Raw genomic sequence first — 20,936 nt, 5'->3', positions numbered from 1 at the left:
TCGAGGGCATGACTGGACTGCGCTGGGGCATTCTCGCAACGGGCGGCATCGCCCACTCGTTCGCACGTGATCTTCGTACCGCCGGCCTCGACCTCACGGCCGTGGGCTCGCGATCGAGCGCCTCGGCCGAGGCGTTCGCCGCCGAGTTCGCGATCGCGCGCGCGCACGGCTCGTACGAGGCGCTGTTCGCCGACCCCGAGGTCGACATCGTCTACATCGCGACCCCGCACCCCGCGCACGTCGCGGGGGCGCTCGCCGCGATCGCCGCGGGCAAGCACGTGCTCATCGAGAAGCCGCTGACGCTCAACCGCGACGAGGCCGCCGCCATCCGCGACGCCGCCGCCGAGCGCGGCGTGCTGGCGATGGAGGCGATGTGGACCCGGTACCTGCCGCACATGGTGCGCATCCGCGAGATCCTCTCGGCGGGCACGCTCGGCGAGATCCGCGCGGTGACCGCCGATCACACGCAGCGCATCTCGAGCGACCCGGCCCATCGCCTGAACGCCCTCGAGCTCGGCGGCGGTGCCCTGCTCGACCTCGGCATCTACCCCGTCTCCTTCGTGTGGGACGTCCTCGGAGCACCGCAGACCATCACCGCGAGCGCGCGCCTGGGCGAGACCGGCGCCGACACCGAGGTCGCCACGGTCTTCACCCACGCGGGCGGCGCGGTGTCGACGACCCTGTCGTCCTCGCGCGCCGCCGGCCCCAACACTGCCGCCATCATCGGCACCGAAGCGCGACTCGAGATCGACCGCATCTGGTACAACGCCACGTCGTTCCGCGTGATCGCGCCCGACGGCGAGGTGCTCGAGACCTATGTCTCGCGCATCGACGGCCGCGGCATGCAGTTCCAAGCCCTGGCCGCCGAGCGACTCGTCGCCGCAGGGCGATGGGAGGGCGACATCCTCCCGATCGACGAGAGCGTCGAGATCATGGGCACCCTCGACGAGATCCGACGCCAGATCGGCGTCGTCTACCCCGGCGGCGCCTGAGATGGCAGACGCCCAGAGCGGCCGCGTCGCCGTCTACCTCGACTTCGACAACATCGTGATGTCGTGGTACGACCGCGTGCACGGCCGCAACTCGTACTCGCGCGACCGGCAGAAGATCAACGAGAGCACCAACGATCCCGACGTCGCCGACAAGCTGGCACGGGCCACGGTCGATGTCGGCGCGATCATCGACTACGCCGCCTCCTTCGGCACGCTCGTGCTGACCCGGGCGTACGCCGACTGGTCGGCCCCGGTCAACGCCGAGTATCGCGCGCAGCTGGTGTCTCGCGCCGTCGATCTGGTGCAGCTGTTTCCCGCCGCGGCATACGCCAAGAACGGTGCCGACATCCGCCTGGCCGTCGATGCCGTCGAAGACATGTTCCGGCTTCCCGACCTCACCCACGTTGTCATCGTGGCCGGCGATTCGGACTACGTCCCCCTCGCGCAGCGCTGCAAGCGCCTCGGTCGCCACGTCGTCGGCGTGGGCGTGGCGGGGTCGACCGCCAAGTCCCTCGCGGCCGCGTGCGACGAGTTCGATGCCTACGACACGCTGCCGGGTGTCGTGCGCCCCTCACCCGACGAGCAGAAGACGGATGCTGCGGCACCGAGCCGCGCGCGCAGCCGCCGCCGCGCCGCCGACCCCACCGCCGAGCTGCTCGAGCGCGCGCTGCGGCTCGGCCACGACAAGGACGACTCGGCCTGGCAGCACGCCTCCGAGGTCAAGAGCCTGCTGCGCCGCATGGACCCGGCCTTCAGCGAGAAGAGCCTCGGCTACAAGTCCTTCTCGGACTTCGTCAAGGCCTATCCCGCGATCGCCGAGCTCGACGAGACGACCAACATCGTGCGCATCCGCCTGGCACCCGACAAAGCCTGACCGCCGGCACGAGGGCTCAGCGCACCCTCGGCTGCGCCTGGAACGCGCGCCGCGCCGTCGAGCATCCCCTCAGTGGTACCGGCCGCTGTAGGCGTTGATCGCCGGCTGCCCGCCGAGGTGGGCATAGAGCACCGTCGAGTCCTTGGGGATCTCGCCCGACGAGACCAGATCGATCAGACCCGCCATCGACTTGCCCTCGTAGACCGGATCGATGATGACGCCCTCGAGCCGGCCGGTCAGGAACATCGCCTCGTCGGTCGACGCGACCGGGATGCCGTAGTAGTCGCCGGCCCAGCCCTCGAGCACGGTGATCTCGTCATCGCGCAGTTCGCGGCCGACGCCGATCGCCTCGGCGGTGCGACGCGCGATGCGCGCGACCTGGTCACGCGTCTCGTCGATCTTGGCCGACGCGTCGATGCCGAGCACGCGCCGCGGGCGGCCGCCGAAGTTGTGCTCGAGGTCGGCGAAGCCCGCGATCATGCCGGCGTGGGTGGACCCCGTCACGCTGCAGACCACGATCGTGTCGAAGAAGACCCCGAGCTCGTCCTCCTGTGCCGCGACCTCGTGGGCCCAGTTCGCGAACCCGAGTCCGCCGAGCGGGTGGTCCGACGCCCCCGCGGGGATCGCGTAGGGCGTGCCACCGGCGGACTCGACGTCGGCGATCGCCTGCTTCCACGAGTCCTTGAAGCCGATCCCGAACCCCGACGAATCCAGTCGCACGTCGGCGCCCATCAGCCGCGAGAGCAGGATGTTGCCCACCCGATCGTTCACGGAGTCGGGCCAGTCGACCCAGTTCTCCTGCACGAGCACGGCTTTCATGCCGAGGTGCGCGGCGACCGCGGCGACCTGGCGCGTGTGGTTGGACTGCACACCTCCGATCGAGACGAGAGTGTCGGCGCCCTTCGCGATCGCGTCGGGGACGAGGTACTCGAGCTTGCGCACCTTGTTGCCGCCGTAGGCGAGGCCGCTCGAGACATCTTCGCGCTTGGCCCACACGCGGGCGCCGCCGAGGTGATCGCTCAGGCGGTTCAGGGGGTGCACGGGGCTCGGCCCGAACATGAGGCTGTGGCGGGCGAAGTCGGCGAGGGCCATGGGATCTCCTGGGGTGGTGTGGTCAGTCCGGGGTGGATGCCGGCAGCAGGCGCTCGAGCGTCAGCCAGTTCTCGCGAGTGGCGGCCGCGGCCGCCTCCGCGTCCCCGGCGGCGCTCAGGGCGATGATGCGTTCGTGGTCGGCGACGCTGCCGCGGCCGGCGAGGGTTTCGAATCGCGCGCGCTCGAGGCGGCGCAGCAGCGGTGTGACCTGCTCCAACAGGCCCGGGAGCAGCGGGTTGGCGCAGGCTGAGACAGCCACGGCGTGGAAGTCGTCGTCGGCCGCGATCGCCGCGGCGACGTCGCCGGCGCGGAGGGCCTCGGCGAAGCGGGAGTTGGCGGCGCGCAGTGCGTCGATGTCGGCATCCGTCATCTGGGGCACGCCGTCGCGCACGGCCAGCTCGTGGAGCCCCGCCGCGATGCGCTGCGCGGCGAACGCCGCACGGGCATCGAGCGGGGCGACGACGGTCTGCTTCGCGCGGCGGGTGTGCACGAGCCCCGCCGACTCGAGACGTGCGATGGCCTCGCGGATCGGGGTGCGGCTCACGCCCAGCCACTGCTCGAGCTCGGGATCGCGCAGGCGCTCGCCCGGGGCCAGGGCGCCGCTCACGATCGCGTCGCGCAGCTTCTCGTACGCGTAATCGCGCAGCGATCGGGGGCGGTCCGCGGGCGCGAGTCCCTGGGGCAGTGGCATGCAATATTTTGCACACTACCGACAGTCATCTGTCAAATCGACCGCCGCCCCGCTCTTGGGTGTCCCGATTTCTGTCGCCGCGGCAGGCCGCAGGCGACAGAAATCGGGACACACCCCCGCTGCCGTCAGCGCAGCAGAGCGCGCAGCGATGCGATGGTGTCGGACTCGGTCGGTGCTTTGTCGGGCCGGTAGCTCTTCACCCGCGCGAATCGCAGCGCCACCCCGCCCGGATAGCGCACCGAGCGCTGCACCCCGTCGATCGCGACCTCGACGACCGTCACCGGACGCACGAAGACCGTGCTCGGGGTGCGGCGCGTCTCGATCGTCGGAAAATACCCGGTCTGCCACCGCAGCAGCTCGTCGGTGAGCCCCTTGAAGGTCTTGCCCACCATGACGAATCCGCCCGGCGGCCCGAACTCCCCCGCCGCATCGCGCGCGCCGAGGTGCAGGTTCGAGAGCGCTCCCGCGCGTCGACCCGATCCCCATTCGACCCCGAGCACCACAAGATCGAACGTCAGCACCGGCTTGACCTTGACCCAGCTCTTGCCGCGTCGCCCCGCCGCATAGGGCGCATCCAGCGCCTTGATCACCACACCCTCGTGCCCCGCGGCGAGCGCGTCGCGCGAGACCCCCGCCGCAGCGATCTGATCGTGGGTGACGAGCCCCGGCATCCGCCACGGTGCGGCGATCCGTTCGAGTTCGTGCAGGCGCACCGACAGGGGCTCGTCGAGCAGGTCGCGACCGTCGATGTGCAGGACATCGAAGAACCAGGGCCGCAGCACCGCCGAGACCCCCGGCCCGTCGCCGTGGGAGCCGAAGCGCGCCATGGTGTCCTGGAAGGGACGCGGGCCGCCGTCCTCGTCGAGCGACAGGGTCTCGCCGTCGAGGATCACCCGCGTTGCAGGCAATCCGCGCACGACCTCGACGATCTCGGGCACGCGGTGGGTGATGTCGGCCAGACTGCGGGTGTACACGCCCACCGTGTCACCGTCGCGATGCACCTGGATGCGGGCTCCGTCGAGCTTGTACTCCACGAGTGCTTCGCCCGTGAGTGCGAGAGCCGCCGCCACGTCGGGCGCGGTCGTGGCGAGCATCGGCAGCACGGGCCGACCGACCCGCAGCGTGAGAGCGGCGAGGTCGGCCCCCGACAGCGCGAGCCGCGCGGTCTCGCCGAGATCTCCCGAGAGCATGGCGGCCCTGCGCACCAGCGGCTGATCGGTCTGCGAGGCGCGGGCGATCGCGTCGAGCAGCACGCCCTCGAGCGCGCCCGTGCGCAGCTCGCCGAGGATCACCCGCGTGATGAAATCCCACTCCCGCGCGGTCGCGGCATGCGCGAGATCGGAGAGCATGCTCGCGCGCGCGGCAGAAGAGCCGGTACCGGATGCTGTCGCCAGGCCTTCCAGCGCGCGGTCGACGTCGCCGACGCTCAGGCGGGGCGTGGGAGCGTGCACCGCGTCGCCGGTCGCACCGAGAGCCGCGAGACCGCGCCACCCGACGCCGAGCCTGCCCTGTCTCGGCCGCGCGAGCAGGAAGCCGACGGCGGGGACGATCTCGCCCTCATCGAGGCGGGCGAGCAGACGGGCCAGCGCGTCGATCTTCGCCAGCCGCGATCGTGTCGCGCCGACAGCCTCGGACACCTCGACGATCTCTGCGATCAGCATGAGCGCATCATGTCATCGCGCCGGCCGCGCTCAGCCCCCGGCGCGCGGCGCGCACCGGCGCGCCCCGGTGTCCGGCGCGCCCCGGTGTCCGGCGCGCCCCGGTGTCCCGCGCGCCCCGGTGTCCCGCGCGCCCCGGTGTCCCGATTTCTGTCGCCGGGCGCATGCCTCCGGCGACAGAAATCGGGACACCGAAACACCGGGGCGGCGGGCACCTCACCGCGCCGGCCGCGTCGCCCACCACGCCCATGCCACGAGCACCGGCTGCAGGAACAGCCGGCCCAGCCGCGCCCCGTCAGTGCGCAGCATCGGCGCGGAACGCCCGGTGCGCCACTGGTGCACGTTGCCCGGAAACACCGCGACGAAGAACGCCGCCACCGCCGCGCCCACGCGACGCCGCTCCCGAGGCAGGGTGATGAGCGCCGCGCCCAGCAGCACCTCCACCGCGCCCGACGCGACGACGATCGCGTCCTTGTCGAGGCCGGTCGCCCGCGACGTCGGGCCGCACGCCTCACCCTTCGCGCCAGTCGTCGGAGGTCAGGTGCGAGCCCGCCTGCGGACCCATCTGCAGCATGCCACCGTCGACGGCCCACGACGCACCCGTCACGTAGGAGCCGGCGGGCGAGGCGAGGAACGCGACGACGTCGGCGATCTCGCGAGGTGCGCCCGGGCGTGCGAGCGGGATGCCGGGGCGATGCACCTCGTCGGCGTCGTCGGCGTCCATGTCGTTGATCGGCGTCGCGATCTCGCCCGGCGCGACGGCGTTCACCGTGATGCCGTGCACGCCCAGCTCCTGCGCCATCACCTTCAGCAGGCCGCCGAGACCGTGCTTGGCGGCGACGTACGCTGCGGATCCGACACGGGGCTGGTGCTCGTGCACGCTCGTGACCGCGATGAGCCTGCCGCCGGCGCCGTGCTGCACCATGCGCTGCGCCGCCGCCTGCAGGCCGACGAAGGCCCCGTCGAGGTTGAGGGCGACCACGCGCCGCCAGTCCTCGAGCGTCGCGTCGAGAAAGGGGCCGCCGGTGCCGCCACCTGCGTTGTTGACGAAGACGTCGAGCCCGCCGAGTTCGTCGGCGAGGCCGTTCACGACCCCCGGGACGGCGTCCAGGTCGGTCGCGTCGAAGCGCGTGACGGCGGCACGACGACCCAGCCGTCGCACACCCTCGGCCGTCGCCTCGGCGCCCTCCTCGTCCGAATGCCAGGTGACGCCGACATCCATCCCCGCCGCGGCGAGGGCGAGTGCGGTCGCGGCACCGATGCCCGAATCGGATGCCGTCACGATGGCGCGCGTGGGAGCGAAAGCAGTCGTAGGGGTCATGCCTTCGACGCTAGGGGCCGCCGCGACGACTCGCCACGGGCTTGACACCCCGGCCGCTCGCACCCTCGGTGCCGGGTGTGCACAGCTGCGGACGCGGGCGCACGACACGCCGGGCGGAGCGAGCCCGGCCCGGCGTGTCGCGGGTGCGGTCCGCAGCTGTGCACGGCCCGGCAGCGGCCGGGCGGCTCAGGCGGCGAGGGTGATGGATGCCGGGTGCACAGCCAGCCCGTCGGCGCCGGCATCGACCCGCACCGCTCCCCCGTCCGCGAGAGCGCCCGAGACGAAGAGGTCGGCGACGCGGTCATCGACCTCGCGCTGCACGAGCCGGCGCAGCGGCCGCGCGCCGTACTCGGGCTCGTAGCCGTGCTCGGCGAGCCAGTCGATCGCGGCTTCAGTGACCTCGATGTCGACGTCGCGCGTGCGCAGCCTGGCCCGCGTGGAGTCGAGCACGAGCGACACGATCCGCCGGAGCTGAACGCGTTCGAGCTTGCGGAACAGCACGATCTCGTCGATGCGGTTGAGGAACTCCGGACGCATCGCCTCACGGAGCTTGCCCATCACGCGCGCACGCAGGTCATCTTCTGACCCGAACCCGGTCGCCCCGCCGCCGTCGGCGACGAATCCCAGCGCGCCGGCGCGGGAGGCGAGGAACTCCGAGCCCAGGTTGGAGGTCATCACGATCACGGTGTTGCGGAAGTCGACCGTGCGGCCCTGGCCGTCGGTCAGGCGTCCGTCGTCGAGCACCTGCAGCAGCAGGTTGAACACGTCCGGGTGCGCCTTCTCGATCTCGTCGAACAGCACGACCGCGTAAGGGTTGCGGCGCACACGCTCGGTGAGCTGACCTGCCTCGTCGTAGCCGACATACCCCGGAGGGGCACCGACCAGCCGCGAGACGGTGTGACGCTCGCCGAACTCGCTCATGTCGAAGCGGATCACCGCACCCTCGTCGTCGAACACGCTCGCCGCGAGCGCCTTGGCCAGCTCCGTCTTGCCGACGCCGGTCGGCCCGAGGAACAGGAACGAGCCGATCGGGCGACGCGCATCGCCCATGCCCGTGCGGTTGCGGCGCACGGCCTTGGCGACGGCGGCGACCGCATCATCCTGCCCGATGACGCGCGCGTGCAGCTCGCCCTCGAGATCGGCGAGGCGCTCGCGTTCGGACTCGGTCAGCCTCGACACGGGGATGCCGGTGGCCCGGCTGATCACGGCGGCGATCTCGGGCTCACCCACGACGGCTTCGTGCCCCGCGGCCCCTGAGCCCGCCGCCACAGCGTCCGCGCCCGTCCCCACGGCCCCTGAGCCCGTCCCCACGGTCACCGAGCCCACCCCCGCGGCCCCTGAGCCCGTCGGAGGGGCCCCCGAGGTCGCGGTGTCCAGGCGCTCCTGCACCTGACGCATCTCATCGCGCACCCGCGAGGCCTCCTCGTACTGCTCGGCGCGCACGGCGGCGTTCTTGTCGGCCTCCAGCTGCGCGAGTCGCTCGATGAGCGCCGACACGTCGACCGCCGCGCCCAGGCGCAGGCGCAGCCGCGCGCCCGCCTGGTCGATCAGGTCGATCGCCTTGTCGGGCAGCACACGATCGGGCAGGTACCGATCCGCCAGCTCGACGGCGGCGCGGAGCGCATCGTCGGTGTACGTCACGGCGTGGTGCTCCTCATACGCGGGGCGCAGCCCGTGCAGGATCTGCACGGCGTCCTCGATCGAGGGCTCGCCCACCCGCACGGGCTGGAAGCGGCGCTCGAGCGCCGGGTCCTTCTCGATCGTGCGGTACTCCCTCAGCGTTGTCGCGCCGACGAGGTGCAGCTCGCCGCGGGCGAGTCGCGGCTTGAGGATGTTTCCGGCATCCATCGCTCCTTCGCCCCCGGCTCCCGCACCGACGACGGTGTGCACCTCGTCGATGAAGACGATGAGCTCGTCGGCGTGCGCGGCGATCTCGTCCATCGTGCCGGTCAGACGCTCTTCGAAGTCGCCGCGGTACCGGGCACCCGCGAGCATCGCGGGCAGGTCGAGCGAGACGACGCGCTTGCCGCGCAGCTGCTCCGGAACGGCGCCCTCGACGATCGCGCGGGCGAGGCCCTCGACGATCGCGGTCTTGCCGACGCCCGCCTCGCCGATCAGCACGGGGTTGTTCTTCGTGCGTCGCGAGAGGATCTCGATCGTCTGCTCGATCTCGTCGGCGCGCCCGATGACAGGGTCGATCATGCCCTCGCGGGCGCGGGCGGTGAGGTCCAGCCCGTACTTCTCGAGCATCGGGGTCACGGCGGAGCCCGCCCCCTCGTCCCCGGGGGCGCCCTGAGCTTCGGGCGCGATCGTCTCGCGAGCGTTGTGGGTGAGCGCGTCCGCGGTCACACCCGCCTCGGCGAGGATCTGGCCGGCGGGGGTGTCCTGCGCGAGCACGAGCGCGAAGAACAGGTGCTCGGGATCGACGTAGGTCGAGCCCGAGGCGCGCGCCACCTGGAAGGCGTGGAACAGCGCGCGCTGCACCGAAGCAGTCACGACCGCGCCGTCGACCGGCGCGGGGGTGGATGCTGCCGGCAGGCGCTCCTCGGCCGCCCGCGCGATCGCGCCGGGGTCGACGCCGAGCCGGCGCACGGCGTCGCTTGCGGGCTGCTCGGTCACCAGCATCCGCAGCACGTGCAGGGCGTCGAGCTCGCGCTGACCGCGGGTGAGCGCGAAGCGACCCGCCTGCTGCAGCATCTGCTGCGTGCGGGCGCTGAGGAACCGGGCGAGGTCGATCGATCGTGCGGCGCGGGCGCGCTCGCCCTCGAGGTAGCGGGCGAGGAAGTCGTCGAACGCGTTGCCGCCGTCGCCGGTCTCGGGCGTGAAGTCGTCGGACACGAAATCTCCTGATCTAACTTGAGTGATGCCTTGTCAACTTTAGAAGTTGAGTTTCGACGTATCAACTCAACGCAGAGATGCTCGGCGTATTCCGAGGTGCCCCGATCAGGCCCGGAGCGAGGGATCCGCCGCGCTCCAGAGCTCGATCGTCTGAGCGATCCAGAAGACCACGAACAGTGCGAGGACGAGGACCTCACCGATGAGGATCAGGGGCGCACCGACCGCGCCCGCGACGTCGACCCCGCCGAGGGTCAGCACGATCACGAGCAGCAGTCCCGTCACTGTCACGACGATCCCGACGGCGACGACCGCGTACAGCACCCGGATGCCGCCGCGCGAGCGCGCCCGCGACGGGCCGAATGCCGCCAGCGAGGCGACCGCGGCGATGAGCCCGAAGAACGTCACCGCGGCGAGGAGGTGCGCGCCGCGGACGAACCCGGGCGGGTCGATCAGCGCCCACGCGCCGATGCCCAGGATGAGCGCCGCCGCGCCCGACACGGCGACCACGAACCCGCGCGTGAGCGTGTGCTGCACGCGCGCGAGGACGATCGCGGCGACGAGCCCCAGCATCCCGATCAGCACGAGCGAGGCGACGCCGACCGCGACGCCCGGGAGGAACTCGGGCGGCACGCATGGCGCGGTGTCGGGGCACGCCCGCGCGAGCCCGGGCACGTCGCCCACGGCCAGCGGCGTCGGAACGATGGCGATGAGGGGAGCGAGGATCGCCGCGTAGTCGAGGAGCGCCTGCTCGAGGCTGCGCCCCGACAGGGCGAGGAGCGCGAGCGAGACCGCGAAGATCGCGCCCACGAAGACGTCGCGCCCCGGGGTGTAGAACGCGGCGCTGAGCGAGGTGGGAGCGCCGTCGATCGCCGCCACCGCGGCGAAGGAGACACCCACCAGCAGGACCGCGCCGATCAGGCTCAGTCGCACGTAGCGGTACGTGCGCTGCGTGGATGTCGTCCGCAGCCTCATGCGCCGCCGCTACTCTCGTCCGCCGGGCGGGCCGATGATCAGCAGCGCGACGAAGATCACGACGACGGCCGCGGCGAGGAGGACACCCAGCATCCAGGGCCGGTTCAGGAACCATCGCATGAGCCGGTCGTGCCAGGCGGCGTCGCGGGGGTCTGCGGTGGCCTGCAGACGCCACGCGCCCTCGAGTCGACGCGTGCGGTGCAGCCAGATCTCGGTCGGGATCGTCGCGTACGGGATGATCGCGCTGACGATTGCGGTGACCGTCGGCCCCGCACCCCAGCGCTGGTTCTTCGCCACGAGAACCGCCGTCGCACCGTAGGCGAGAAAGACGAACCCGTGGATGCCGCCGCCGATCGTGACGGCGATCGCCAGATCGGCGGTCGCCCGAAGGATGAGCCCCGTGATCAGGAGCGTCCACGAGATCGCCTCGGCGATCGCGAGGGTGCGAAACAGCGACAGGGGGGTGCGGAACACGGGTCTCCTTCGGGTCTGCCCCCAAGCCTACGGAGCGGCGGGGGTGACGGTCGTCGCGCGCGAGGAGAGCGCGCTTAGGCTGGGCCTCATGCGGGAGTTCGCGGCCGGGATGGCGATGCTGGGGCGCGGTTTCGGGTTCTGGCGGCGCCGGGGCGGCCTCATGGCTCTGGGCCTGATTCCCGCTGCGCTCGTGGGCATCGTGCTGCTCGGCGCGGTGGTGGCCCTCGCGCTGCACCTGCCCGTACTCGCCGAGGCGATCACACCGTTCGCCGACGGATGGCCGGGGCTGTGGGTCACCGTGATCCGCATCGCCGCCGGCACCGCGATGCTCGGGGCGGCACTCGTGATCGTGGCGGTGTCGTTCACGGCGCTGACGCTGGTGGTCGGCGAGCCGTTCTACGACCGCATCTGGCGGGGAGTCGAGCGCGACTCGGGCGGCGACGTGCCCGATGCCGCGTACAGCTTCTGGCGCGGCGTGGGCGATGCACTCTCCCTCGTTGCGCGGGGCGTCGCCGTGGCGATCGCGGCGGGGCTCGTGGGACTCGTGCCGCTCGTGGGCGGCCTGCTCGGAACCGTGCTGGGTGTGACGCTCACGGGGTGGCTGCTCGCCGACGAGCTGACCTCACGCGCACTCTCTGCGCGCGGCATCCCGAGTCATGAGCGCCGGATGCTGCTGCGCCGGCACCGCGCGCGGGCGCTGGGTTTCGGCGTCGCGACGCAGCTGTGCTTTCTCGTGCCGCTCGGCGCGGTCGCGACGATGCCGGCCGCCGTCGCGGGCTCGACGCTGCTCGCGCGGTCGGTGCTCGAGGCGCCCGGCGCGGTGGGCGCAGCCGGCCGCGTGGGCGGGGTGGCCGAGCCCGGCGACTCCTGAACCCGCCGGCCCCGCGCGCCCTCTGCATGTCCCACTTTCTGTCGCCTCCGGCTGCGCCGGGCGACAGAAAGTGGGACATCCTCCTGATCGGCGGGCGGTAGCGTGGGGCGGTGCCTCTCGACCTCGATGATCTGCGCCGCGCGCCCGACATCGAGGGCCCCGACCTCCGGGCGTGGGATGCTGCCGACCGCCTGATCCTCGACGAATCGGCCGCCGCGAGGGTCGGCATAGATCCGGGGCAGATCGTCGTGATCGGCGACACGCACGGCGCGCTCGCGCTCGGCGCGGCCGCGGACTCGCGCGACTCGGCTGTGGGCGGGGCGGGCGGCGGCGCGGTCCGCGCGGTGGGCGGCGCGATCCGCGCACACCAGGACGCCCTGCTCGGCGAGCGAGCACTGATCGCCAACGCCGAGCGGCTGGGGCTCGCGGGCCGGGTCACCTCTCACCCGCTCGATGGTGCACTCGTGCGCGACGCCCGGATCGTGCTGATGCGACTGCCGCGCGCGCTCGATCAGCTGCGGGACACCGCCGCACTCATCGCCGCACACGCCGCGCCCGACGTCGCCGTCTACGCCGGCCGGCGCGTCAAGCACATGGCGCTCGCGATGAACGACGTGCTGAGCGAGAGATTCGACGCGATCGATGTCTCGCACGCGCGCCAGAAGTCCCGCGTGCTGATCGCCCGCGGACCGTACGACGGCCACGATCCCGAGCCTCGGCGCGCCACGCACGCGGGGCTCGTCGTCTGCGCGTACGGGGGCGTCTTCGCGGGCACCTCGATCGACATCGGCACGCGCCTGCTGCTGGAGAATCTGCCCGACCGGATCGCCGGCGCGCGCGCCGACGCGGCGATCGATCTCGCCTGCGGATCCGGTGTCGTCGCCGCGGCGCTGGCACGACAGCATCCGGACCTGCGCGTTTATGCGTGCGATCAGTCCGCGGCCGCGGTGGCCTCGGCCCGCGCGACGGCCGAGGCGAACGGCGTGGCCGATCGTGTGCGGGTCGAACGCGACGATGCGCTCTCGGCGCTGCCGGATGCGAGTGCGTCATTCATCACGCTGAACCCGCCGTTTCATGCGGGGGCCGCGATCCACGAGGGTCTCGGGCCGCGCCTGTTCGCCGATGCCGCGCGCGTGTTGCGGCCCGGCGGCGAACTCTGGACGGTCTTCAACTCGCCGCTGCAGTACCGCCCCGCGCTCGAGCGCCTCGTCGGCCCGACCCGGCAGATCGCCCGCAACCCCAAGTTCACCGTCACGGCCTCCACGCGCCGCTGACGCGCTCGGCCCGCGCTGCCCGCCCGCCCCCGCCCGAACCCGCGCTGCCCCGCCCAGCCCCGCCCGACCCCGCGCGAACCCGCCCGAACCCGCCCGACCCCGCCCGCCCCTGCCGAACCCACAAATTTGCAGCGAGCCACCATCCGACGAGAGTGGGTTCGCTGCAAAAGTGTGGGTTCGGCCGCTGGGCCGCCGCCGGGCTGCCGTCAACGCTGCCGTCAACGCCGCCGTCGAACGGTCCCGGCCGGCACCGGACGCGGCCGACCCGCACGCACGACGAAGGGGCGGATGCTGCAGCATCCACCCCTTCGTCTGTCAGAGCCGCGCGCGGCCCGATCCGCTCAGAACTCCCAGTCCTCGTCCTCGGTCGCGACGGCTTTGCCGATGACGTACGAGGAGCCCGACCCCGAGAAGAAGTCGTGGTTCTCGTCGGCATTCGGGGAGAGCGCGGCGAGGATCGCCGGGTTCACGTTCGTCACCGAGGAGGGGAACATCGCCTCGTAGCCGAGGTTCATCAGCGCCTTGTTGGCGTTGTAGTGCAGGAACTTCTTGACGTCCTCGGTCAGCCCGACACCGTCGTAGAGGTCTTGCGTGTACTGCACCTCGTTGTCGTAGAGCTCGTAGAGCAGCGAGAACGTGTAGTCCTTGATGTCGTCGCGCTCGGCCTGCGTGATCTTCTCGAGCCCCTTCTGGAACTTGTATCCGATGTAGTACCCGTGCACGGCCTCGTCGCGGATGATGAGGCGGATCAGGTCGGCCGTGTTCGTGAGCTTGGCACGCGATGACCAGTGCATCGGCAGGTAGAAGCCCGAGTAGAACAAGAAACTCTCGAGCAGGGTCGAGGCGACCTTGCGCTTGAGTGGCTCGTCGCCTCGGTAATACTCCATGACGATCTGCGCCTTCTTCTGCAGATTCGGGTTCTCGACCGACCAGCGGAAGGCCTCGTCGATCTCCTTCGTCGACGCGAGGGTCGAGAAGATCGACGAGTAGCTCTTGGCGTGCACCGACTCCATGAAGGCGATGTTGGTGTACACCGCCTCCTCGTGCGGGGTGATCGCGTCGGGGATCAGCGAGACCGCGCCCACCGTCGCCTGCACCGTATCGAGCAGCGTCAGCCCCGTGAACACGCGCATCGTCAGCAGCTGCTCGTCGGGGGTCAGCGTGTTCCACGACTGGATGTCGTTGGACAGCGGCACCTTCTCGGGCAGCCAGAAGTTGTTGACGAGTCGGTTCCAGACCTCGAGGTCCTTGTCGTCCTCGATGCGGTTCCAGTTGATCGCCTGCACGTGGCTGAGCAGCTTCAGGCTTTCGGGCGGGGTCATGATCGGTCCTTGTTGTCGGTCGTTGAGCGAGCGAGGCGAGTCGACGTGGTCAGAGCATGCACGAGACGCACTCGGACATGTCCGTTCCTTCGAGGGCCATCTGCCGCAGGCGGATGTAGTAGATCGTCTTGATCCCCTTCTTCCACGCGTAGATCTGCGCCTTGTTGATGTCGCGGGTCGTGGCGGTGTCCTTGAAGAAGAGCGTCAGCGACAGACCCTGGTCGACGTGCTGCGTCGCCGCCGCGTACGTGTCGATGACCTTCTCGTAGCCGATCTCGTACGCGTCCTGGTAGTACTCCAGGTTGTCGTTGGTCATGAACGGCGCCGGGTAGTAGACGCGGCCGAGCTTGCCTTCCTTGCGGATCTCGATCTTCGACGCGATCGGGTGGATCGACGACGTCGAGTTGTTGATGTACGAGATCGAGCCGGTGGGCGGCACCGCCTGCAGGTTCTGGTTGTAGATGCCGTGCTTCTGGATGCTGTCCTTCAGCGCGCGCCAGTCGTCCTGTGTGGGGATGTGCTTGCCCGCGAAGAGCTCCACGACGCGATCCGTCTCGGGCACCCACGCACGGTCGATGTACCGGTCGAAGAACTCCCCCGACGCGTACGTCGAGTCGGCGAAGCCCTCGAACGCGACTCCCCGCTCGATCGCGAGCGCGTTGGAGGCGCGCAGCGCGTGGAAGAGCACCGTGTAGAAGTAGATGTTCGTGAAGTCGATGCCCTCTGCGGAGCCGTAATGCACGTGCTCGCGGGCGAGGTAGCCGTGCAGGTTCATCTGCCCGAGCCCGATCGCGTGCGAGCGGTCATTGCCGTCCTCGATCGAGCGGACCGAGCCGATGTGACTCTGGTCGCTGACCGCGGTGAGGGCGCGGATCGCGGTCTCGACGGTGCGGCCCAGGTCATCGGCGTCCATCGCGAGGGCGATGTTCATCGAGCCGAGGTTGCAGGAGATGTCCTTGCCGATCTGGGCGTACGAGAGGTCTTCGTTGTACGTGGTCGGGGTGTTCACCTGCAGGATCTCGCTGCAGAGGTTGGACATGTTGATGCGGCCCTTGATCGGGTTTGCCTTGTTCACCGTGTCTTCGAACATGATGTACGGGTAGCCCGACTCGAACTGGATCTCGGCGAGGGTCTGGAAGAACTCGCGCGCGTTGATCTTGGTCTTCTTGATGCGCGGGTCATCGACCATCTCGCGGTACTTCTCGGTGACCGAGATGTCGCCAAATGGCACGCCGTAGACCTTCTCGACGTCGTAGGGCGAGAACAGGTACATGTCCTCGTCGTTGCGGGCCAGCTCGAAGGTGATGTCGGGCACGACGACACCGAGCGAGAGCGTCTTGATGCGGATCTTCTCGTCGGCGTTCTCGCGCTTGGTGTCGAGGAACCGCATGATGTCGGGGTGGTGCGCCTGCAGGTACACCGCGCCCGCACCCTGACGGGCGCCGAGCTGGTTGGCGTAGCTGAAACTGTCTTCGAGCAGCTTCATGACGGGGATGATGCCGGAGGACTGGTTCTCGATCTGCTTGATCGGGGCGCCGGCCTCGCGGATGTTCGACAGCAGCAGGGCGACGCCGCCGCCGCGCTTGGACAGCTGCAGGGCGGAGTTGATGCCGCGGGCGATCGACTCCATGTTGTCTTCGATGCGCAGCAGGAAGCACGAGACGAGTTCGCCGCGCTGGGCCTTGCCCGTGTTGAGGAAGGTCGGTGTGGCGGGCTGGAAGCGGCCCGAGATGATCTCGTCGACCAGCTCGGTCGCCAGCTTCTGGTCGCCGTCGGCGAGACCGAGCGCGGTCATCACGACGCGGTCCTCGAAGCGCTCGAGGTAGCGCTTGCCGTCGAAGGTCTTGAGCGTGTAGCTCGTGTAGTACTTGAACGCGCCGAGGAACGTCTCGAAGCGGAACTTCTTGCCGTAGGCGCGGTCGTTGAGCTGCTGGATGAACTCGAAGGGGTACTTCTCCAGCACCGCGCCCTCGTAGTACTCCTTCTCGACGAGGTAGTCGAGACGCTCCTTGAGGGAGTGGAAGAAGACCGTGTTCTGGTTGACGTGCTGCAGGAAGTACTCCCGCGCCGCGCGCTTGTCGGCGTCGAACTGGATCTTGCCGTCCGGGCCGTACAGGTTGAGCATCGCGTTCAGGGAGTGGTAGTCCATCCCCTCGAACGCGGTGTTGTGCTTGAAGGTCGCCTCGGTCAGTGCTGTCTCCACCATGTTTCCAATCCGTCGCTCACGCGATCGATGTCTTCTGGAGTGCCGAATACTTCGAGCCGGTACAAGTGGGGCACAGAGCACTTGCGGCTGATGATGTCACCGGCGAGGCAGAAGGCCTCGCCGAAGTTCGTGTTGCCCGCCGAGATGACTCCGCGCAGCATCTGCCGGTTGGCGTCATCGTTGAGGAACCGGATGACCTGTTTGGGCACGGCGCCCTTCTCGACGCCCCGCCCCGCTCCCCCGCCGTAGGTCGGGGTGACGAGCACGTACGGCTCGTCGATGTGCAGGGGCGGCTCGGTGGGGTGGAGGGGGATGCGCCGGGCCGGCAGCCCGAGCTTCTCGATGAAACGCGCCGTGTTGCCCGACACACTCGAGAAGTAGACGAGCAGCGGCACCTGCGTCATGGTGGGCATGACTCTCCCTCCCCGACGGTCGGGACGCCGCGCGAACGCGCCACCGCCGATCGTGAAGCCGCGCTGGGCGACCTCTCGAGATCTACGCCAGGCGGCTGGCCAGTTCGTCGATCTTGTCGGGACGGAAGCCCGACCAGTGGTCCTCGTCGGTGATGACGACGGGAGCCTGCAGGTAGCCCAGGGACTTGACCTGCTCGAGTGCGGACGGGTCCTGCGAGAGGTCCAGCACTTCGTATGCGAGCCCCTTCGAGTCGAGCGCACGGTAGGTGGCGGTGCACTGGACGCACGAGGGCTTGGTGTAGACGGTGATCGCCATGGCGGCCTTCATCCCCTTCGGATTCGTTCTGGTTCTGTTGTTGGCCGGCGTCCCCCCACCGGGAGACCAATACTACATATGGGTACGGACATCGGATAGCACCACAAGGGGTAGTAGTTACATTCATGTAGTTCTCCACCGCCCCTCCCCCGCATCGCACAGGTTGTCCACCGTTTCATTCACAGCCCGAGCGACTCGCAGCATCCGCGAAAAGCCCTGAAAAACGCCTCGAACGGATGCTGTCGCCGCAGCTGTCCACAGATCCGCACGCTACGCGGGGTCTCCGACATCCACACGCTGTGGAAACTCGACCGCGGCGTGTCGCGGGCGTGTCGCGCACCTGTCGCGAACCCCGCCCGCGCCCCGCGCATCCCCCGGCGCGCGCCCCGATGTCGCGCTCCTGCACGGACGTCGGCGGCCGGTCGTACGATTGATCCTCGTGGGCGCCTACCGTGATCTGCTGCGCACGCCGGGCGTCGGCCGCATCATCGCCGCACAGCTGACGGCGCGCTTTCCCAACGGCATGATCTCGCTGGCGCTGCTGCTGCACGTCGAGCACATCACGGGCTCCTACGGCGCCGCCGGCCTCGTGCTGGCCGCGACATCCGTGGGGCAGGCGGTCGCGGGGCCCGTGACGAGCCGCTGGATGGGCGTGTGGGGCATGCGCCCAGTGCTGACCCTCACGATGATCGTCTGCGCCCTCGCGATCACGGCGATCGCGCTCATCGTCCTGCCCGTGCCCGCCTACATGGCCCTCGGCCTGCTGGCGGGCCTGGCCACGCCGCCCGTGCAGTCGGCGGTGCGCACGATCTACCCCAAGATGGTCAACTCCCGCCAGCTGACCCCCCTCTTCTCTCTCGACGCCTCGCTGCAGGAGCTCATCTGGGTCTTCGCGCCCGTCGTGATCACTTTCGTCGCGCTCCAGGTCGGCACCGTGCCCGCGCTCCTGCTCATCGTCGTGATCCTGCTCGGCGGCTGCGCCTGGTTCATCGCCTCGCCCGAGCTCGGGCGCGTGCGCATCCCGCGCAGCCGCCGCTCGATCGGCAAGGTGCTCGCGAAGGCGCCCGTGCTCCTGGGCACCGTCATCGGATTCCTCCTCATCGGCGCGTGCGCCGCCGTCGAGGCGGGAGTCGTCGCAAGCTTCGGGCACGGCGGGTTCGAGGCGGGCATCATCCTCGCCCTCTTTGCGGTGGGCAGCCTCGCGGGCGGGCTCTCCTTCGGCCACATCCCGATCGGTCCCTGGGCGATGGCTCGTCGCATGGCGATCGTGACCGTGGGCCTGACCCTCACGACGCTCTCGCTGAACGCGTTCTGGCTGGGCGGCACGCTGATCCTCGCCGGCATCGGCATCGCCCCGGCGCTCGCGGTGATCTTCGCGATCACGAGCGCGAGCGTGAAGTTCAGCGACACCGCCGAGGCCTACGGCTGGATCGGCACCGGGCAGCTGATCGGCGCGGCGGCGGGCTCCGCCATCGCCGGATTCCTCATCGACGGCGCGGGACCCTCGGGCGCCTACTGGGCGGCGGCCGCGTTCGCAGCCGTCGGCGTGGCCGTCTCCGTGGTGTTCGTGCGGTCCTTCCCCGATCTGCGGGGGCGCGACGCCAGCCCGATCCCCGATACCGAGCCGGTGCCCACGATCACCTGAGCCGAGACGGCTCGGTGGATGCCGTCTCGCCAGCGAATGCCGTCAGCCCAGCGGATGCCGTCAGCTCACCCGCCGCAGCAGCTCCGCGACCGCGAGAGCGTACGCATCCGCCGGCTCCGGGTGTTCGAATATCCGCCGGCTGCCGCCGATCTCGATCTCGACCTCGTGCGTGTCGGCGAGCCGCCGAAGCGCGCGGAACGTGCCGCGCAGCAGCTCTCTCAGCTGATCCTCGCGCGGCAGCCACAGCGCATCCTCGAGGGCGACGGAATCCAGCGCCCACTCCGTCGTGCCGTTGAAGGCGAGGATCGTGCCCGTCGGATATGCACGCGGCTCGATCGTCATCTCGCTCACGGTGAAGACGTCGGCCTCGAACTCGGGCTCGTCCAACTGGAACCTGTCACCCGAACGCGGATGCCAGATCAGGCCCGCCTCGCGCAGCGCCAGCGCCATCTCCGTCGAGATCATGGGCTCCATGATCACAACTTCTCCGGGCGTCGGGGCCGGACGAGCGCATCCGGCCCCCGCGAGCGGATCAGTGTGCGGCGTAGCCGCCGTCGACGAGGTGGTAGCTGCCGGTGATGAAGGACGCAGCATCCGAGGCGAGGAAGGCCACCAGCGACGCGACCTCCTCAGGAGTGCCGAGCCGGCCCAGCGCGTGCTGGGCGGCGAGACCGGCCTGCGCCTCGGCATCCAGGTTGGCGTCGACAAGCGGGGTGTGGATGAAACCGGGGCCGACGGCGTTGACGCGCACCTTGCGGTCGCCGTACTCCAACGCGGCGTTCTTGGTCATGCCGACGACGCCGTGCTTGGCTGTGACGTAGGCCGAGGACATGGGGATGCCCACCGACCCGAGCACCGAGGCCATGTTGATGATGGCGCCGCCGCCGTTCTCGGCCATGACCGGCAGCTGTGCACGCAGGCCGTAGAACACCGCGTTGAGGTTGATCTCGATGACCTTCTGCCAGCTCTCGATCGGATAGTCCCCGACGGGAGCGGCCGCGCCGCCGATACCCGCGTTGTTGACGGCGATGCCGAGCGGTGCGAGTTCGCTCGCAGCAGCGACCATCGCGGTGGCGACGCCGGGATCGGAGACATCGCCCGCGAAGGGGATAGCCGTGCCGCCTGCCGCCGTGATCTCGTCGACGACGGTCTGCGCCGCCTCGGTGCGCAGATCCGCCACGACGACGGCCGCCCCGCTGGCCGCGAGGGTCAGCGCGATCGAGCGCCCGATCCCCGATGCCGCCCCGGTCACGATCGCCGAGCGCCCCGCCACGTCGTACGTTGCCATTTCCGTTCTCCCGTCTGCGCGCCGCGGCGCGCGATACTTATCCGACGTTTGTCGGATAATGTGATCCTACGCCCCCGCCGACCGCGGGGCACGGGAGAGGACAGCATGGCCGCGCCGCGCCGGGCCTGGCGGCCCCTCTACGACGCCGTCCTCGACCTTGCCGCGCACAGGCCCGTCGAGGAGATCACCGCCACCGAGGTCGCGCTCGCGGCCGGCGTGCACCGCTCGACGTTCTACGAGCACGCGACCTCCCCCGCCGAGTTGCTCCGCCGCGCCCTGCGCGAGCAGCTCGACGACATTCGCACACAACACCTCACGGCGCCCCCGGCCCACGCGGGCGACGCCGTCGTCGCCGTCACGCTGGCCGTTCTCGCACACGTCGAAGACCACGGCGCCATCTACGAGCGCGCGCTCCTCTCGACGGGCGGCGGCGACCTGCGCGCCATGCTCGCGGAGCACTTCCGCGACAGCATGCGCACCCTCGAGGCGACGGGTGTCGTCCGTCCGCCCTTTCATGCTCCCGGCGCATCCGTCCGCTTCCATGAGGAGAGCACCGCACGGTTCATCGCGAACGGGGTGATCGGCATCCTCGAGGCGTGGCTGAGCGAGGACCCGCCCCGCGAACCCGCCCCCTTCCTCGCCGCACTCGAAGGCCTCGCCACCGCACTCCACCTCGGTTCGTAGGCTGG

Annotated in this window: 19 protein-coding genes and 1 pseudogene; 6 read left to right on the top strand and 14 right to left on the bottom strand. The window is 70.2% G+C overall.

What is annotated here, in order from left to right:
• Positions 1-8: 8 nt before the first annotated feature.
• The gene (locus AB2L57_RS06500; RefSeq protein ID WP_292813276.1) at positions 9-992 is read left to right on the top strand and encodes a Gfo/Idh/MocA family protein; all 984 of its coding nucleotides are present in this window, start codon (positions 9-11) and stop codon (positions 990-992) included.
• A 1-nt stretch (position 993) separates the two neighbouring features.
• Complete coding sequence (locus AB2L57_RS06495; RefSeq protein WP_292813273.1) at positions 994-1,866, top strand: NYN domain-containing protein; 873 nt, start codon at positions 994-996, stop codon at positions 1,864-1,866.
• A 69-nt stretch (positions 1,867-1,935) separates the two neighbouring features.
• Here the strand turns inward: AB2L57_RS06495 and AB2L57_RS06490 are convergent, their stop codons facing one another.
• The 8 genes and pseudogenes from AB2L57_RS06490 to AB2L57_RS06455 all read right to left on the bottom strand — a co-directional run bounded on the left by AB2L57_RS06490 (position 1,936) and on the right by AB2L57_RS06455 (position 10,912).
• A complete protein-coding gene (locus AB2L57_RS06490) occupies positions 1,936-2,958 on the bottom strand; it encodes a 1-aminocyclopropane-1-carboxylate deaminase (protein ID WP_292813270.1) in 1,023 nt (340 codons plus the stop codon).
• A gap of 22 nt (positions 2,959-2,980) precedes the next feature.
• A complete protein-coding gene (locus AB2L57_RS06485) occupies positions 2,981-3,649 on the bottom strand; it encodes a GntR family transcriptional regulator (RefSeq protein ID WP_292813267.1) in 669 nt (222 codons plus the stop codon).
• 125 nt (positions 3,650-3,774) lie between these two features.
• Positions 3,775-5,310 carry an ATP-dependent DNA ligase gene (locus AB2L57_RS06480; protein WP_292813265.1) on the bottom strand — a complete coding sequence of 512 codons (1,536 nt, stop codon included), beginning with the start codon at positions 5,308-5,310 and terminating at the stop codon, positions 3,775-3,777.
• Between the two features lie 213 nt (positions 5,311-5,523).
• A pseudogene (locus AB2L57_RS06475) lies at positions 5,524-5,787 on the bottom strand (hypothetical protein); the annotation flags it as partial.
• A 31-nt stretch (positions 5,788-5,818) separates the two neighbouring features.
• The gene (locus AB2L57_RS06470) at positions 5,819-6,628 is read right to left on the bottom strand and encodes an SDR family oxidoreductase (RefSeq protein ID WP_292813262.1); all 810 of its coding nucleotides are present in this window, start codon (positions 6,626-6,628) and stop codon (positions 5,819-5,821) included.
• Between the two features lie 186 nt (positions 6,629-6,814).
• The gene (locus AB2L57_RS06465; RefSeq protein WP_409048366.1) at positions 6,815-9,466 is read right to left on the bottom strand and encodes an ATP-dependent Clp protease ATP-binding subunit; all 2,652 of its coding nucleotides are present in this window, start codon (positions 9,464-9,466) and stop codon (positions 6,815-6,817) included.
• 105 nt (positions 9,467-9,571) lie between these two features.
• Entirely contained in the window at positions 9,572-10,438 is an 867-nt protein-coding gene (locus AB2L57_RS06460; RefSeq protein ID WP_292813257.1) for a hypothetical protein, read from the bottom strand.
• 9 nt (positions 10,439-10,447) lie between these two features.
• On the bottom strand, positions 10,448-10,912 hold the full coding sequence (locus AB2L57_RS06455; protein WP_292813254.1) for a DUF3817 domain-containing protein: 465 nt from the start codon (positions 10,910-10,912) through the stop codon (positions 10,448-10,450).
• 43 nt (positions 10,913-10,955) lie between these two features.
• On the opposite strand from AB2L57_RS06455, the gene AB2L57_RS06450 reads away from it, so the two are divergent.
• Both AB2L57_RS06450 and AB2L57_RS06445 read left to right on the top strand, forming a co-directional pair.
• The gene (locus tag AB2L57_RS06450) at positions 10,956-11,783 is read left to right on the top strand and encodes an EI24 domain-containing protein (protein WP_409048365.1); all 828 of its coding nucleotides are present in this window, start codon (positions 10,956-10,958) and stop codon (positions 11,781-11,783) included.
• 110 nt (positions 11,784-11,893) lie between these two features.
• Positions 11,894-13,057: a class I SAM-dependent methyltransferase gene (locus AB2L57_RS06445; RefSeq protein ID WP_409048364.1), complete on the top strand. Its 1,164-nt coding sequence runs from the start codon at positions 11,894-11,896 to the stop codon at positions 13,055-13,057.
• Between the two features lie 341 nt (positions 13,058-13,398).
• Here AB2L57_RS06445 and nrdF read toward each other — a convergent pair whose 3' ends face one another.
• The 4 genes from nrdF to nrdH all read right to left on the bottom strand — a co-directional run bounded on the left by nrdF (position 13,399) and on the right by nrdH (position 17,314).
• Entirely contained in the window at positions 13,399-14,379 is a 981-nt protein-coding gene (nrdF, locus tag AB2L57_RS06440; protein WP_409048363.1) for a class 1b ribonucleoside-diphosphate reductase subunit beta, read from the bottom strand.
• Positions 14,380-14,428: 49 nt separating this feature from the next.
• On the bottom strand, positions 14,429-16,585 hold the full coding sequence (gene nrdE, locus AB2L57_RS06435; protein WP_409048362.1) for a class 1b ribonucleoside-diphosphate reductase subunit alpha: 2,157 nt from the start codon (positions 16,583-16,585) through the stop codon (positions 14,429-14,431).
• On the bottom strand, positions 16,567-16,998 hold the full coding sequence (gene nrdI / locus AB2L57_RS06430; protein ID WP_409048361.1) for a class Ib ribonucleoside-diphosphate reductase assembly flavoprotein NrdI: 432 nt from the start codon (positions 16,996-16,998) through the stop codon (positions 16,567-16,569). Before nrdI ends, nrdE begins: the two co-directional genes overlap by 19 nt.
• Positions 16,999-17,080: 82 nt before the next feature.
• The gene (gene nrdH / locus AB2L57_RS06425) at positions 17,081-17,314 is read right to left on the bottom strand and encodes a glutaredoxin-like protein NrdH (protein ID WP_409048360.1); all 234 of its coding nucleotides are present in this window, start codon (positions 17,312-17,314) and stop codon (positions 17,081-17,083) included.
• Between the two features lie 439 nt (positions 17,315-17,753).
• Here nrdH and AB2L57_RS06420 point away from each other — a divergent pair, with 439 nt between their 5' ends.
• Positions 17,754-18,959: an MFS transporter gene (locus AB2L57_RS06420; RefSeq protein ID WP_292809990.1), complete on the top strand. Its 1,206-nt coding sequence runs from the start codon at positions 17,754-17,756 to the stop codon at positions 18,957-18,959.
• A gap of 60 nt (positions 18,960-19,019) precedes the next feature.
• Here AB2L57_RS06420 and AB2L57_RS06415 read toward each other — a convergent pair whose 3' ends face one another.
• Both AB2L57_RS06415 and AB2L57_RS06410 read right to left on the bottom strand, forming a co-directional pair.
• Positions 19,020-19,424, bottom strand: a complete 405-nt coding sequence (locus AB2L57_RS06415; protein ID WP_292809992.1) for a pilus assembly protein CpaE — start codon at positions 19,422-19,424, stop codon at positions 19,020-19,022.
• A 67-nt stretch (positions 19,425-19,491) separates the two neighbouring features.
• Entirely contained in the window at positions 19,492-20,247 is a 756-nt protein-coding gene (locus AB2L57_RS06410; RefSeq protein WP_409048359.1) for an SDR family NAD(P)-dependent oxidoreductase, read from the bottom strand.
• A 105-nt stretch (positions 20,248-20,352) separates the two neighbouring features.
• Here AB2L57_RS06410 and AB2L57_RS06405 point away from each other — a divergent pair, with 105 nt between their 5' ends.
• Entirely contained in the window at positions 20,353-20,931 is a 579-nt protein-coding gene (locus AB2L57_RS06405) for a TetR/AcrR family transcriptional regulator (RefSeq protein ID WP_409048358.1), read from the top strand.
• Positions 20,932-20,936: the final 5 nt, after the last annotated feature.

Origin of the sequence: Microbacterium sp. HA-8, from assembly GCF_046111165.1 — a bacterium.
GTDB lineage: Bacteria > Actinomycetota > Actinomycetes > Actinomycetales > Microbacteriaceae > Microbacterium.
The sequence above is the reverse complement of the archived record's forward strand: the minus strand, read 5'-3'. Positions and strand labels throughout refer to the sequence as shown.